Genomic DNA, 14,035 nt, shown 5'->3' on the forward strand with positions numbered 1-14,035 from the left:
CACGCCATGAACGACTCTCGAAACAAGGGCCGCCATGGGCATGTACCGAATCGTTTCGTGTGGTAAACGGCGCCCGCGACGACCTTTTGGGGGGAAGGGTGAAGTGAACAAGCGGATTCTTGGCGGCATCGCGATCGCGGGCCTGTTCGCCGGCATCGCCCATGCCGAAGTGCTGGAGATCCGCGGCGAACTCGCCGCGCCGAACCGCGAGGCCAGCCTGTTGCGCTCGATTTCGATCGACCGCATCGAGGGGCAGGACGGCGAGGCGCTGGCCCGGGCGATCGAGCAGGGGCTGTCCGACACGCATTTCGGCCTGATGGGCGGCCGCGCCGGGCGGAACAATGCCGAGGGCTCGCTCACCGGCGGCGTGACGACGGGTGTCGACGAATCGCCGTTCCGGCGGCGCGAGAAGCGCTGCGTCGAGAAGGACAGCGCCAATCAGAAGAAGTGCATCCGCGAGGAGGAAGTGGAGGTGCGCTGCCGCCGCCGGATCGTCAGCGTGAAGGCCGATCTGCGCATGGTGCGCAATCGCGACGGGCGGATCGTCTATTCGGTGACCAAGCCGTTCACCCAGGAAAGCAGCTGGTGCGAAGGGAACCAGGATCGCCCGGCGCCGGTGGAGGAAGTGATCGCCGATGCGATCCGCAGCCTGGGCCATTCGGTGCGGGGCGATATCGCGCCGACCCTCTCGACCTATACCATCCGCGTGCGCGAGAGCGACAAGGGCATGGGCAAGGACCAGGCGAAGCGCTTCAAGGACCTGGTGAAGCTGACCAAGCGCGACGTGCGCGGCGCCTGCGCCGGCTGGGCCGCCCTGGCGGCGGAAGTGCCCAACCATCCCTCGATCAGCTTCGACCTGGGCCTCTGCGCCGAGCAGGCCGGCCAGTATGAGAAGGCACTGGAGCTGTACCATGCGGCTGCGCGGGCGGGAGCGTCCGAGGGCCGGGAAGGCGCCGACCGCGCGATCCGGCTGACCGCCGGCCGCGAGGATGCGGCGATCCGCGCGCGGTGGCGGTGAAGTTTCGGTAAGGGCCGAAGCGTCGCTTCTCCGATCGGCCGCATCCGGCGGATCGATTGGAGGAACCGATGCTCGAACCGATTCTCGCCGCCCCTGATGGAACCGCGCCTGCCGGGGAAGGGATTCGCCTCGCCGGCGATGCCGCCATGCCGGCGTTGTGCGTTCGCCGCCTGGCCGGACCGGGAATGCCGGTGCTCTATGTGCACGGCGCCACTTTTCCATCGGCGCTGTCGGTCGGATGGCGGATCGACGGGCGGTCGTGGATGGACGATCTGCGGGCGCGGGGCTTCGATGTCTGGGCGTTCGACTTCGCCGGCTATGGCGGGTCGGGACGGCCGGCGGCGATGCGCGGGAGTGCACCCTATGGCCGGGCGGATGCCGCGGCAAAGCAGATCGCGCGGGTCGCGGCGCATATCCGGGCGCGGCGCGGCGGCGCGAAGCTCCTGGTGATCGCGCATAGCTGGGGGACGCTCCCCGCCGGCATCTTCGCCGGGGCACGGCCGGAAATGGTCGAGCGGCTGGTGCTGTTCGGTCCGCTCGCGCAGAGGGAGGCTGGTGGCGGCCCCATGCCGGCCAGGGGCGCGACTCTCGTCACGCGCGAGGATCAGTGGCGCAGTTTCCAGTCCGGCGTGCCCGAAGGCCGGGGCTCGCCGATCGCGCCCGAGCGTTTCGACGCCTGGGCGGCTGCCTATCTCGCCAGCGACCCGGGCAGCGCGGGCCGGGATCCGGCGGGCGTGAGGGTGCCGAGCGGGCCGGATGCCGATTTCGCCGATATGTGGTCGGGGCGCTTCCCCTATGATCCCGGCGTGGTGCGCGCGCCGACCCTGATCGTGCGCGGCGCCTGGGACCCGCTGGCGAGCGACGCGGACGTGGCGTGGCTGGCGGGCCGGCTGACGGGCGTGCCGGGCGGTGCGCGCTGCGTCACTCTCGCGGACGGCGCGCACCGGATGCACCTGGAGGATCGCCGACAGGCGCTGTTCGACGCTGTCGGCGACTATCTCCTTGCGCGTTAGCGCCCGCGATTGCCGCCCTGGCGGCCGCCGCCCTGGCCCTGGCCCTGACGCTGGCCGCCGCCGCTGCCGGTCGGCCGGGGCTGCCACTTGCGCTTGGGGCGCGCATAGTTGCGGGGCTGCTCGCCCTGCGGCGCGTCGAAGCGGCGCGGACGCGGCTCGCCGGCGGCCGCGCCGGCAGCCTCGGGGCGCGGGCCGCGCTCGTCATGGCGGCGCGGCTGGTCGCCCCGCGGACGCTCGTCCCGGCGCTGGCGCTGCGGCTGGCCCGGGCGGCGGCCGTCGCGCTGCATCTCGCGGCCACGGGCGCCGTTCTGCTGGTCGCGGCTCTGCGGCACGTTGACGCGGCTGGTCTTGATCTTCTCGGCAGCGGCGACAAAGCCTTCCGGCAGCGGCACCACCGCGAGCTTCTGGCGGATCAGCCGCTCGATGTCGCGCAGATAGGGCCGCTCGTCCTCAGCGCAGAAGCTGATCGCCACGCCGTCATTGCCGGCGCGCGCGGTGCGGCCGATGCGGTGGACATATTGGTCCGCCACGTTCGGCAGCTCGAAGTTGAAGACATGGCTCACGCCCGACACGTCGATGCCGCGCGCCGCGATGTCGGTGGCGACCAGGATCTTCACCTTGCCGGCGCGGAACTCGCCGAGCGCGCGCTCGCGCTGCGGCTGGCTCTTGTTGCCGTGGATCGCGTTGGCCGCGACGCCGTTGCCGGCGAGCAGGCGGACGACGCGGTCGGCGCCGTGCTTGGTGCGGGTGAACACCAGCGCGCGATCGATCTCGATCTCCTTGAGCATCATCGTCAGCAGCGCCTGCTTCTCGGCCTGCTGGACGAAGGTGACGCGCTGCTCGACCCGCTCGGCCGTGGTCGCCTCGGGCGTGACCTTCACTTCCACCGGCTCCTTGATGAACTGGCCGGCGAGCTCGCGGATCGTCTTCGGCATGGTCGCCGAGAAGAACAGCGACTGGCGCTTGGCCGGCAGCTCGCGGACGATGCGCTTGAGGGCGTGGATGAAGCCCAGGTCCATCATCTGGTCGGCTTCGTCGAGCACGAAGATCTCGAGGCCCATCAGGATCGCGTAGCACTGGTCCATCAGGTCGACGAGGCGGCCCGGCGTGGCGACGAGGATGTCGACGCCCTTGGCGAGGTCGGTCTTGTTCTTGTGGATCGAGGTGCCGCCGAAGATGGTGGCGACGGTGAGGCGCGTGCCCTTGGCATAGTGGCGCGCCTGGTCGGCGATCTGGCTGGCCAGTTCGCGGGTCGGGGCGAGCACGAGCATGCGGCAGCCGCGCGGCTGGGCGCGCTTGCCCGATGCGACCAGCCGGTCGATCGAGGGGAGCATGAAGGCGGCGGTCTTGCCGGTGCCGGTCTGGGCGATGCCGAGCAGGTCGCGCCCTTCGAGGAGCGACGGGATCGCCTTGGCCTGGATCGGCGTCGCCTCGCTATAGCCCTTGGCGGCAAGCGCGGCGAGAACGGTCTCCGAGAGACCGAGTTCGTTGAATTGCATTATCTGTCCTGTGCGTACGGCCGGCGCGCACGGACGGATTCCGAACGCGAAGGCGGGGTCAAAAATGACGACCCGCGTGACTAGGGAAGCCGTGAAATCAACCGAGCCGGGGCCGGGACGCCTTGCGTCCGATCACGCTGCCATGCCGGCTCGATGGCCGCGCATATGGCGATGAAATCGGTTTCCGTCAAGGAAGCCGGCTGGCGAGCCGCCCTTGCCCGCTGCGATGGGCGCCAAGCATAGGACGAATCGACATTCAGCTCTGTCCTTTCCGTTCCCGGTGGCGAGGGAAGGGAGTTGCCTGTCGAAACCTCTCCCTTCCGTCATGCTGAACTTGTTTCAGCATCCAATTCTCCACCAGCGATACCGCTGGCGGCACGTTGGACCCTGAAACAAGTTCAGGGTGACGAAGAAGGTTGGTTCGGAGTGTTCCGGCCTGCCAAACCACCCTCTCAGCCTGAATGTCGATTGACCCTAGGGGGCGGCAATCCCGGTATATTCCCGCGGCCGGAGGCCCAGCCGCACCGCTTCGGTCTGGCCATGGAGCATCGGGTCCTGGAAGGCGCAGCGATCGTCCCATTGGCCGGGGCAGAGCGCGGGCGTGGCGGCACCGAAGATGTCGGCGATCAGGGCGTCGTCGAACGGCCGGTTCGGGAATTGCGCGAAGCGCAGCTGGATCATGCGCGCGAGCGCCAAGGGCGCCACCCAGGAAGTGTGCGGGGCGGTGATCGGGAAGAGCGCGGTGCTGAAATCGTCCGACTGGAGCAGCGGCGTGCGGTTGAAGGCATTGGGGCGCTGGGGCAGCACGCCGGTGTTGACGAAGATGTCGGCATCGGCGCGGGCGGGCCAGCCCTGCAGCACGGCGATGTCGCCGCGCCCGCTATCGTCCAGCCCCGATGCAAGGGTGGTGAAATAGCCGGTGCGGATGCGGTTGCGATAGGCCGGGATGCGCTGGTCATAGGGCGCGTCGTGGAGCCCGTCACTCTCCGACGCCGCCTGCACCGCGAGCACGCCGGGCGTGCCGAACAGCGCGGCATAGATCGGCGCATAGGCGGCGAGCCGGTCGCGCAGCACGGCCTCGGCGGGCAGCGGCGTGCCGCAGCGCGCCTGCCAGCTGTCGCGTACCGTCTGGAAGGTGTGGCCGGCGCTGTAGTTGACGAAGCGGACATCGTTGGCGCGCATCAGCGCGACGATCGCGTCGGCTGCGCGCCGGGCGGCCTGCACCAGCCGCGCCTGCGCCGCGTCCCCGCCGGCGGCATCGCAATAGTCGGCGGCCGCGATGGCGGGGAGGTCGATCGCGTCCATCAGCACCAGCGGCTGGGCGGGGCTGTTGTCGGCGATCAGCGAGAAGACGGTGCTGCCATGGCCGATATTGTCGAAGGCGATGCCGTCATAGGCCTGGTTCGCCGCATCGCCGATCGGCGCGAGCCGCTGGCTGGGCACGAAGGCGGGGCCGGAGAAACGATCCAGCGCATTCCACAGCGCCGCCGGAATGCGCCAGCTGGTTGTCGCGGTGTCCATCCGGCCGCCGGCACCCAGGCGGAAATAGCCCTTGATGTGCTTGCGGAAGCGGATGGCGCGGACGGGCAGGCGGGGAAGGCTGTCGATGATCAGGATGGCTTCGCCGCTGTTCGGCGCCATCTCGAATTCGGCCGGGCTGTAGGCGCGGTCGGTCCAGGCGCAGTTCGCGCCGGCGGGCCGGCAAGTGTCGGCGCGGATGGCGGCCGCCGCGTCGCCGATCGCCTGGTCGAGCGGGTCGCCGGAGGCCGTGGGGCTCGGCGTCGGGCTGGGGCTGGGCGATGGCGTGGGGGCCGGCCCCGGCGCGGTGGTGTCGCCCCCTCCGCTGCAGGCGGCGAGCAACAGGGGCAGGATCAGGGATATGCGTCGCGCCATGTTTCATCCTCGTCCGGCCACTTCGACAGGGAGGACGGAGCCGGGCAGCGGCGCCAATCGGGATTGCGACCGGGATGCAGGTTCGTGCGACGAAAACGGCGCGGGCGGGCACCCGCCATTGCGCATGCGAAATTAACGCAGGCGAACGCTTCCGCAAAGCACTCGTTAACGCATCGCCCGCTAGGCTCGAGGCGCCAACCATGGAGCCCTAAATTGCTCGTCGCCAAGCTTGAGATCCTCGGAGATATCGACCGCCGCGGCGCGATCCGGTTCGACACGGATTCGCCCTCGACCCTGCGCACGCCGGATGGCGGGCCGATCGACGTGCAGGTCGAGGATTTCTCGCGCACGGGCTTTCGCTTCACTTCGGAGCTCGACCTTCCGGAAGGCACCCTCGTCTCGCTCGGCCTTTCGGGTGCCGGATCGCGCGCCGCCAAGGTGGTGCGCCGCTCGGGCAACACCTATGGCTGCGCCTTCATGAAGGCATTGACCGAGGAAGAAATCGCGCACGCCTTTCGCGGCCAGGAGCATGTGCTCGCCGACCTCTCGGCCGCGCTCGCCGCGCGTTTCGGCACGGGCAAGGTCCATGCGAAGCCGACGATCCCGCCGCTGCGCCGGCTGATCAGGCGCCCCACCCGCGAGGACTGAATTCCCGCTCGCGATAGGCGAACCAGTCGAAATCGGCGTGGAGGCCCGCGCCGGACAGGTCCTGACAGGCCATGCCGATGAATGCCCCGGTGAAATTGGGCAGGCCGGGCGCGCTCGCCTCGTCCGACAGGATCGACGCGTCGAACGGTTCGGGGAGCCAGCACCATGCTCCGCCGGGCACCCGCCAGGCGAAGCGCAGCCGCTCGTAATCGACTTCGGCGCGCAGCTCGACCGGCCCTTCCGGGAGCGGGATCGGCGCGGTGAAGGCATCGGCCTGCGGCGCATCGGGCAGCGCGGACATCACGCGCAGATGGCGGCCGGTTTCCTCGTCATGGCTGACGTGCAGATAGTGGAACTTGGACGCGTTGTAATAGGCGACCAGCCCTGCCGCCTGCTGGAAGTGGCGCGGGGCGAAATCGAGCGCGCAGGACGCCGAATAGCAGAAATCCTGTTGCCGCCGCGCGACCAGCGCCTGGGTAAAAAGGCTGCCGATCGTCTCGCGGCCATGCAGGCGCAGATGGCCGGGCCGGGCGGTGAGGCTGAAGATCGCCTCCGGCTCGGGCGTGCGCAGCCACTGGAAGTCGATGGGCAGGGCGGGACCGTCGAAATCGGCGCGGGTGTCGACGGGTTCGCGGCCTTCGGGGCCGGGCACGTCGCGCATCGGCATGCCCGGCTCGCCGGTGGTATGGAGCCAGCCGTCCGCGCCCCAGCGCATCGGCTGGATCGCGGTCTCCCGCCCCAGCACGCAGCGGCCGCGATTGGGGAGCGGGCGGCCGCAGAGATAGACCAGCCAGGGCTCGCCCGCCGGCGTCTCGACCAGATCGGCATGGCCTGCCCGCTGGAGCGGCGCGTCCGGGCGGCTGCGGCTGGAGAGGATATGGATGTCCGGGTGGAGTTCGTAGGGGCCGGTGAGGCTGCGCGAGCGTGCCATGGTCACCGCATGGTTCCAGCCGGTGCCGCCCTCGGCGGTGAGGAGATGATACCAGCCGTCGCGCCGGTAGAGGTGCGGCGCCTCGGTAAGGCCGAGCGGCGTGCCGGGGAAGATGTTGACTCGCTCGCCGATCAGCCGGCGCTGCTCGGGGCAATATTCCTGCAGCACGATCCCGGCGAAGCGGTTGCGGCCCGGCCGGTGGTCCCAGAGCATGTTGAGCAGCCACTTCCGCCCGTCCTCGTCATGGAAGAGCGAGGGATCGAAGCCGCTGCTGTTCAGGGGGATCGGATCGGACCATTCCCCCGCGATCGTCTCGCAGGTGACGAGATAATTGTGGAAGTCGCGCAGCGACGCACCCGATGCGCCGCCGACCGTGGTGCGGCCATAGCGCTTCACATCGGTGTAGATCAGGTGGAAGCGCGCACCGTCATGCGAGAGGCACGGCGCCCACACGCCGCAACCGTCCGGATCGCCGCGCATGTCCAGCTGGCTCCGGCGATCGAGCGGCCGGGCGACCAGTTCCCAGTTGGCAAGGTCGCGGCTGTGGTGGATCTGCACGCCGGGGAACCATTCGAAGGTGGAGGTGGCGATGTAATAATCCTCGCCGACGCGGACGATCGAGGGATCGGGGTTGAAGCCGGGGAGGATGGGATTGCGGATCATGCGGGTTTGCGCACCAGTGCCCAGAGCAGCGCGGCCGCCACGAGATCGAGCAGGCCGAGCGCGATGAAGAAGGGGTTGTAGCCGATCGAGGCGACGAGGCTCCCCATCAGCAGCGAGAAGATCAGGATCGAGGCATTGGCGCAGGTGCCGGCCATGCCGGCGACGGTGCCGAGCTCGTCGCGGCGGAACAGGTCGCTCGCCATGGTGATCACGGTGACCGACAGCGTCTGGTGCGCGAAGCCGCCGAGCGAGAGCAGCGCGACCGCCGCCCAGGCGCTTTCCACCGTGCCGACGAACAACATGCCCGTCATCAGCACCGCGCCCAGCGTGAAGGTCCAGCGGCGCGCATCGATCAGGTCCACGCCGCGGCGCTGGAGCCACAGCACCACCGCCGGCCCGAACAGGCAGCCCAGGTCCGCGGCGACGAAGGGCAGGAAGGCGCTGAGCGCGATCTCGGCCAGGTCGAAATGGCGGACCTTCACCAGATAGAGCGGCAGCCAGAAGGTGAGCGTGCCCCAGGTCGGATCGGCCAGGAAGCGCGGGATGGCGATGCCCCAGAAGTTGCGCCGGCGCAGGATCGACAGGATCGAGGGCCGCGCCCCCCCGGCCTGGAGGCGCTCTTCCTGTCCGGCCAGGATATGGGCGCGCTCTTCCTCGCCGATCTCGGGATGTTCGGCGGGCGGGCGATAGAAGCGCAGCCAGAGGAGCACCCAGAACAGGGCGAGCGCGCCGGCGATCACGAAGGCCGCCCGCCAGTTCCACATCCAGATCGACCAGGCGACCAGCGGCGCCGCCAGCGCCGATCCGGCCGAGGCGCCGAGATTGTAGATGCCGCCCGCCAGGCCGCGCTCCCGCGCCGGAAACCATTCGGAGACGACCTTGAGCCCGCCGGTGTGCGAAGTCCCTTCGGCAAAGCCCAGCGCGCCGCGCAGGCCGAACAGCATCTGCCAGTTGAAGGCGAGGCCGTGCGCCATGGTCAGCACGCCCCAGCAGCTCGCGAAAATGGCGAGGCCGGTACGCAGGCCGATCGTGTCGAGGACATAGCCCACCACCGGCTGCAGCATCACCCCGGCCTGGAAGGCGGCGGTGATCCACGAATATTGATGCTCGTCGATGCCGAGGTCGGGCATGAACACGGGCGCGGCGACTGCGAGGGTGGAGCGCGTGAGATAGTTCACGACCGTGCCCAGCATCACGATCCCGATGATCCACCAGCGCAGGGCGCGCGTGCGTCGCCAGAAGGACATGGCCTCTCCCGTGCGGACGTCGGAACACGCGCCCGTTAGCGCTAACGGTGGCGGGTTTGGGAGGGAAGGGCAAGGGTATTTTGTATGAGTTATTATACCCCCCTCGTCGAAGGGAGGGGTCGGGGGGTGCGTATTGGCCCGCGATACGATGAGGCTAGGCATGGGGCGGCAATATCGCCAAGCCTCCACCCACCCCCAGCCCCTCCCTTGCAGGGAGGGGAGCTTCGGAAGCAGGTTTGACCGCAATCGCCGGGATGTGGCCCGCCTGCCGCGCGCCTATATCCACCCCATGACCCACGCACTCTCCCTCTCCGAAGACGCGGCCTGGGCCGCCTTCGAAGCGCGCGATCGCGCCTTTGACGGGCGGTTGATCGTCGCGGTGACCACCACCCGCATCTATTGCAAGCCGACTTGCCCGGCCCGCCGGCCGAAGCGCGAGCATGTCGAATTCTTCGACGATGCCGATGCCGCCCGCGCCGCCGGCTATCGTGCCTGCCTGCGCTGCAAGCCCGACGAAGTCGGCCGCGACCGGATCGCAGTGGCGAGGGCCGTGGCGCTGATCGAGGCGGCCGAGGAGAATCTTTCCCTGGACGACGTCGCCGCGGCGGTCGGCTATGCGCCGCACCATTTCCACCGCCTGTTCAAGCGCGCCACCGGCGTGACGCCCGCCGCCTATGCCCGCGGGCTCAAGGCGAAGCGCGCCGCCGAGGCGCTGACCGGCGAAGAAAGCGTGACCGGCGCGATCTATGAGGCCGGTTATTCCGCGCCGAGCCGCTTCTACGAGACCGCCAATGCCCGGCTCGGCATGAGCCCCGGCGTGTGGAAGCGCGGCGGCGCGGGGGTGACGATCCGCTGGACCGTCGCCGAGACCAGCCTGGGCCCGCTGCTGATCGCGGCGACCGACAAGGGCCTGTGCCGCGTCGCGTTCGAGGAGAATGCCTTCGACCTGACCCGGCGCTTCCCGGCGGCGGAGATCGTCCAGGGCGGCGCGGCGCTGGCGGCGCTTGCCGCGCGCGTGGTCGCCGAAGTGGAGAGCCCGGGGCGCGACACCGACCTGCCGCTCGACGTGCAGGGCACCGCCTTTCAGGAAGCGGTGTGGCAGGCATTGCGCGCGATCCCGCCGGGCGAGACGCGCAGCTATGCCCAGCTCGCCGCCGCCGCCGGCAGCCCCGGCGCGGTGCGGGCCGCGGGCACGGCCTGCGGCACCAATCCCGTGCCGGTGATCATCCCCTGCCACCGCGCGCTGCGCTCGGACGGCAGCATGGGCGGCTATGCGTACGGCGTCGACCGCAAGAAGGCGCTGCTGAAGCGCGAGGGAGCCGGCCGGTGAACTATGTGATCCAGGGAATCGACCCCGCGCCGTTCCGCTCTCTCTATGGCTTGTCGGACGCGGAACTGGCGGCGCGGAACGCCGTCCGCATGCGCGTGGCGAAGAAGCCCGGCGCGCCGTGCCGGGTGACGCTGGCCGATGCCGAGCCGGGCGAGACGGTGCTGCTGGTCAATCACGAGCATCTGCCCGTCGCCTCGCCCTATCGCAGCGCCCATGCCATCTTCGTGCGCGAAGGGGCGGAGGTGCCGGCGCGCTTCGAGAATGCGGTACCCGAGCCGCTGGCGATCCGCCTGCTCTCGGTCCGCGCCTTTGACGGCGCCGGCATGATGGCCGACGCCGAAGTGGTGGAGGGCCGCGATCTCGAGCCGCTGATCGCGCGCTTCTTCGCGGATCCGGCGGTGGCGTATCTCCATGTGCACAATGCCAGGCCAGGCTGCTTCGCGGCCCGCGTGGACCGGGGCTGAGTTTCCCTCTCCCCTGCGGGGAGAGGGAGGGAGCCGCGAAGCGGCGGAAGGGAGAGGGGCGGTGCGGTCAACCGCATACCTGCCTCTCGCACTGCCCCTCTCCCGGCTTCGCCTTCGGCTCGCCACCCTCTCCCCGGAGGGGAGAGGGAGATCACTTCGCCGCCCCGTCCGGCGCCGCGCAGCGATACACCAGCTTCTCATTGTACACCGGCGGCAGCGCGGTGCGGATCGATTGCTGCTGGGTCGCCAGTTCGGCGCGCTTGGCCTGGTCGGAAGAGCATTCCTTGAGCGGCACGCCCTTCCGCAGCGCGCGCGCCTGCTTCATCTGCTCCGAGGAGAGCAGGTAGCGCGTATTGGTGTAGGTGGCCGTCGCCGGGTCGAAATCGAGTACCGAGACATTGGCTTCCTGGTCCGGCACCAGGATGCGCTGCCAGTGCGTTCCCGACTCGGCATATTGGGTGCGGCCGTTGATGCAGCCGTCCTCGCCGATGTCGAGGTCCACCTTGTCGGTCGGGGAGACGATCACGCGGCTGCGCTCGGGGACCAGCGTGCAGACCAGCTTGCCCTGCGCCGCCGTGCTCGTGGTGCCCGCCGCCACGGCCTTGGGCACCGGCACCACCGTGGCTTCGTCGAAGCCCGGCCGGCTGAGGAACAGGGCGGCCGCGCCCAGCATCAGCACGCCGCCGCCCGCCGCGACCCAGATCGCCTCGCGCTTGCGCTCGCGCGAGAGCAGCAGCCCGGCACCGCCCACCGCCAGCGCGCCCAGCACGAGCAGCACCGCGGCGCCGGCCATATAGTTCTCGCGCGCGGTCTCGGCGCGATTGCGCGCCTGGGTGATCGCGTCGTCGCGCTCGGCCTCGGCCCTGGCGGCGTTGGCGCGCGAGGCCTCGTCGGCCGCCAGGCGGGCCTTCTCGTCGGCGCTGCGCTCCTGCGCCATCTGCTCCTCGACCGAGGTGCAGGGGATGTCGACGGTGGCGAAGGGCTGCTTCGCCTCGCCGAGAAAGGCGGCCAGCTCGCTGCCGGCAATGGCGAAGGCGAAGGTCGAATCGCCTTCGTCATTGTGCGTGATCGCCGAATTGACGCCCAGCACCCGGCCGCAGCGATCGAGCAGCGGCCCCCCCGAATTGCCGCGCGCGATGCTGGCGGTGTGGAGCAGCACGCTCACGCCGCTCAGCTGGCGGAGGCCGGCGAACCCGCCCTGCGAGCGCACCGGCGACTGGGGCTTGATGAAATCCGCCGCCGAGCGCGCGGTGGCGACGTCGACATTGCCCGGATAGCCGAGCGCGACGAGCGAATCGCCATCGGAGATCCTGCCGCCGAACAAGGTGAGCGGCGGCAGGCGCACGCCGGTGAACTCGATCAGCGCCAGGTCGCGGGCCTGGTCGATCTTGATCACCTTGCCCTGATAGGATTTGTCGCCTTCCGAAGGGACGACGCCGATCACGACATTGTCGGGATAGCGCGAGGCGAGGTCGACGACATGGGCATTGGTGACCACCCGGTTGGGCGCCACCGCGAAGCCGCTGCCATGGCCGAAGCCGACCACTTCGTCATCGACCACCGCGATGGTGACGATGCGCACCACGCCGCGGGCCGAGGCGGAGATGTCGTCGGCATGCGCCGGGGCCACCCATGCGAAGAGCAGCGCCACCACGATAAGCAACCGACGCATCATCGAACCCGAACCTCCGTTTGGCCGGCAGCTTTCGGGCAAAAGCCCCGGCGGTTCAAGCCGGGGCCCGCGGAGGTGGCGGGGTCTCAGCCCTTTTTCTTCTTCTCCGCGTCCTCGGCGGCCTTCTTCGCCTTGGCGTCGGCCTCGGCGAGCACGGCGAGCGCGCCTTCGGTCCCCTTCTCGTCGAGCGCGGTGAGGACCTTCAGCGCGACATTGTCGGCCGGCGCGTGCGGGCTGTAGGCCACCGGCTCGAAGGCGACGCGCGCGGCCTTGGCGTCCTTCATCTCGAGCAGCACCTTGCCCGCGGTGACGCGCAGGCCGGTGTCGAACGGCGCCAGCACATAGGCGCCGAGCAATCCGTTCCGCGCATTGGGCGTCGGCGCCTGCTTGGCCGCGGCGAAGCTCTCGTAGAACAGCACCAGCGGCTGGGGATAGTCGGTGTCCAGCTTGTTCGCCTTGAGGAAATGGCCGCGGATCGCCTTCCAGCGCTCGGGGTTGGTGTCGCCGGCGGCCTTGGCGACCTCCATCTGCGCCATGCCCTTGTAGAGCAGGGCGTGGATCGACTTGGGATCGGCGGCCAGCGCGCGATCGGCGGCCGCTTCGGCGGCGGCATAGTTCTTGGCGTCGAACTCGGCTTCGGCCAGCTCGTTCTGCGCCGCGGCGTCGGTAGGATAGGGGGCGGCCAGCCGGCGCGCGAGCTCGGCGACTTCGGGCGCGGTTTCCGTGGTCACGCCGCTGCTCGAGCGCAGCCGCGCCGGCAGGGTGGCGATCTCGCCGGCGCCGAGCTTGCGCAGCGTGACCTTGCCGACGACGACCTGGTCCTTGGAAAGGCGCAGCAGCGGCAGCGTCTTGCCCGAGATATAGCGGTTGAGCTTGTAGTCGAGGTCGCTCGGATTCCCGAAGGCCCGGCCCGCTTCGGCGCTCTTCCCCTCGTTGCTCAGCGTGATGTAGTCGGCCAGTTCCTTGCCGTGGCCGCCGAGCAGCGCATAATGGGTCAGCAGCCAGCCGCGGCCATAGAGGATATGGGTCTGCAGGTCGTCGAGCTTGCCCGGGTTGAGCATCAGCAGCTGGCTGGCCGGGATCTGGTTGGTCTGGTTGATGCCGTATTTGCGATATTCCGGCGGCGCGCCGAACGTCAGCGTGCCGTCGGTCCGGTAGCTGGCGGTGCCGACGAACTCGGCGAACCCCTCGACGAACCATTTGGCGAACACCGCGCTGGGCCAGCTCGCGAACATGAAGCTATGGGCATATTCGTGCTGCAGGATCGTCCGCGCGTTGAGCTCGCCGCTGGTCTTGCGCGGCGCGAACGCCATCGGGCCGGAGGCGCGCGCCTGATAATAGCCGGCGATCGAGTGGCTGCCGGAAAGCCTCCGGATCGCATCGACGTCGTCGAGCATGAACACGGTGACGCGCAGGTTCGGGCTGAGCGGCTTGTCCGGCGTGCCGGTGATCGTCCGCAGCGCCTGGTCGAAGCGCTCGAGCGATTCGGTCGCCGCCGCGACCTGCTCGGGCGAGCCTTCCGAATAGACGATGAAATGCTTGGAGCTGCCTTCGTACCAGTCGGCGGCGTGCGCGAAGGACGGCAGTAGCAGCGAAGTGGCGAGCAACAGATGACGACGCATGATTCTTCCCCCCGATCGACCGAGTTTATGAACTG

11 protein-coding genes are annotated in these 14,035 nt (G+C 69.6%); 5 read left to right on the forward strand and 6 right to left on the reverse strand.

Annotated elements, in window-relative coordinates:
* Positions 1-103 precede the first annotated feature (103 nt).
* On the forward strand, positions 104-1,018 hold the full coding sequence (locus tag CAP40_RS16500) for a tetratricopeptide repeat protein (RefSeq protein WP_086130640.1): 915 nt from the start codon (positions 104-106) through the stop codon (positions 1,016-1,018).
* 68 nt (positions 1,019-1,086) lie between these two features.
* Positions 1,087-2,031 (forward strand): alpha/beta hydrolase, encoded by a 945-nt coding sequence (locus tag CAP40_RS16505; protein WP_086130641.1) that lies wholly within the window; start codon positions 1,087-1,089, stop codon positions 2,029-2,031.
* Here the strand turns inward: CAP40_RS16505 and CAP40_RS16510 are convergent.
* The gene (locus tag CAP40_RS16510; RefSeq protein ID WP_086130642.1) at positions 2,028-3,530 is read right to left on the reverse strand and encodes a DEAD/DEAH box helicase; all 1,503 of its coding nucleotides are present in this window, start codon (positions 3,528-3,530) and stop codon (positions 2,028-2,030) included. The two genes, CAP40_RS16505 and CAP40_RS16510, sit on opposite strands and share 4 nt — an antisense overlap.
* Positions 3,531-4,004: 474 nt before the next feature.
* Entirely contained in the window at positions 4,005-5,423 is a 1,419-nt protein-coding gene (locus tag CAP40_RS16515) for a hypothetical protein (RefSeq protein WP_144034400.1), read from the reverse strand.
* A 213-nt stretch (positions 5,424-5,636) separates the two neighbouring features.
* Between CAP40_RS16515 and CAP40_RS16520 the strand changes: the two genes are divergently transcribed.
* Positions 5,637-6,071, forward strand: coding sequence for a PilZ domain-containing protein (locus CAP40_RS16520; protein ID WP_179188309.1), 435 nt, complete (start codon positions 5,637-5,639; stop codon positions 6,069-6,071).
* On the opposite strand, the gene CAP40_RS16525 is transcribed toward CAP40_RS16520, so the two are convergent.
* Together CAP40_RS16525 and CAP40_RS16530 are read right to left on the reverse strand one after the other, a co-directional pair.
* On the reverse strand, positions 6,046-7,665 hold the full coding sequence (locus tag CAP40_RS16525) for a glycoside hydrolase family 43 protein (RefSeq protein ID WP_086130645.1): 1,620 nt from the start codon (positions 7,663-7,665) through the stop codon (positions 6,046-6,048). The genes CAP40_RS16520 and CAP40_RS16525 overlap by 26 nt on opposite strands.
* Complete coding sequence (locus tag CAP40_RS16530; RefSeq protein ID WP_086130646.1) at positions 7,662-8,912, reverse strand: MFS transporter; 1,251 nt, start codon at positions 8,910-8,912, stop codon at positions 7,662-7,664. Before CAP40_RS16530 ends, CAP40_RS16525 begins: the two co-directional genes overlap by 4 nt.
* Positions 8,913-9,201: 289 nt before the next feature.
* On the opposite strand from CAP40_RS16530, the gene ada reads away from it, so the two are divergent.
* The gene (gene ada, locus CAP40_RS16535) at positions 9,202-10,242 is read left to right on the forward strand and encodes a bifunctional DNA-binding transcriptional regulator/O6-methylguanine-DNA methyltransferase Ada (RefSeq protein ID WP_086130807.1); all 1,041 of its coding nucleotides are present in this window, start codon (positions 9,202-9,204) and stop codon (positions 10,240-10,242) included.
* Positions 10,239-10,706, forward strand: coding sequence for a DUF1203 domain-containing protein (locus CAP40_RS16540; protein ID WP_179188311.1), 468 nt, complete (start codon positions 10,239-10,241; stop codon positions 10,704-10,706). The genes ada and CAP40_RS16540 overlap by 4 nt, the downstream gene beginning before the upstream one ends.
* Before the next feature lie 151 nt (positions 10,707-10,857).
* Here CAP40_RS16540 and CAP40_RS16545 read toward each other — a convergent pair whose 3' ends face one another.
* Both CAP40_RS16545 and CAP40_RS16550 read right to left on the reverse strand, forming a co-directional pair.
* A complete protein-coding gene (locus CAP40_RS16545) occupies positions 10,858-12,378 on the reverse strand; it encodes a S1C family serine protease (protein ID WP_086130809.1) in 1,521 nt (506 codons plus the stop codon).
* An 86-nt stretch (positions 12,379-12,464) separates the two neighbouring features.
* Entirely contained in the window at positions 12,465-14,000 is a 1,536-nt protein-coding gene (locus CAP40_RS16550) for a hypothetical protein (protein ID WP_144034401.1), read from the reverse strand.
* Positions 14,001-14,035 lie beyond the last annotated feature (35 nt).

Source organism: Sphingomonas sp. IBVSS2 (assembly GCF_002127225.1).
Lineage (GTDB): Bacteria > Pseudomonadota > Alphaproteobacteria > Sphingomonadales > Sphingomonadaceae > Sphingomonas.

Coding starts and splice junctions, on each gene's coding strand:
- CAP40_RS16530 (WP_086130646.1), bottom strand. CDS start 8,912: ATGTCCTTCTGGCGACGCACGCGCGCCCTGCGCTGGTGGATCATCGGG.
- CAP40_RS16505 (WP_086130641.1), top strand. CDS start 1,087: ATGCTCGAACCGATTCTCGCCGCCCCTGATGGAACCGCGCCTGCCGGG.
- CAP40_RS16515 (WP_144034400.1), bottom strand. CDS start 5,423: ATGGCGCGACGCATATCCCTGATCCTGCCCCTGTTGCTCGCCGCCTGC.
- CAP40_RS16510 (WP_086130642.1), bottom strand. CDS start 3,530: ATGCAATTCAACGAACTCGGTCTCTCGGAGACCGTTCTCGCCGCGCTT.
- CAP40_RS16525 (WP_086130645.1), bottom strand. CDS start 7,665: ATGATCCGCAATCCCATCCTCCCCGGCTTCAACCCCGATCCCTCGATC.
- CAP40_RS16550 (WP_144034401.1), bottom strand. CDS start 14,000: ATGCGTCGTCATCTGTTGCTCGCCACTTCGCTGCTACTGCCGTCCTTC.
- ada (WP_086130807.1), top strand. CDS start 9,202: ATGACCCACGCACTCTCCCTCTCCGAAGACGCGGCCTGGGCCGCCTTC.
- CAP40_RS16545 (WP_086130809.1), bottom strand. CDS start 12,378: ATGCGTCGGTTGCTTATCGTGGTGGCGCTGCTCTTCGCATGGGTGGCC.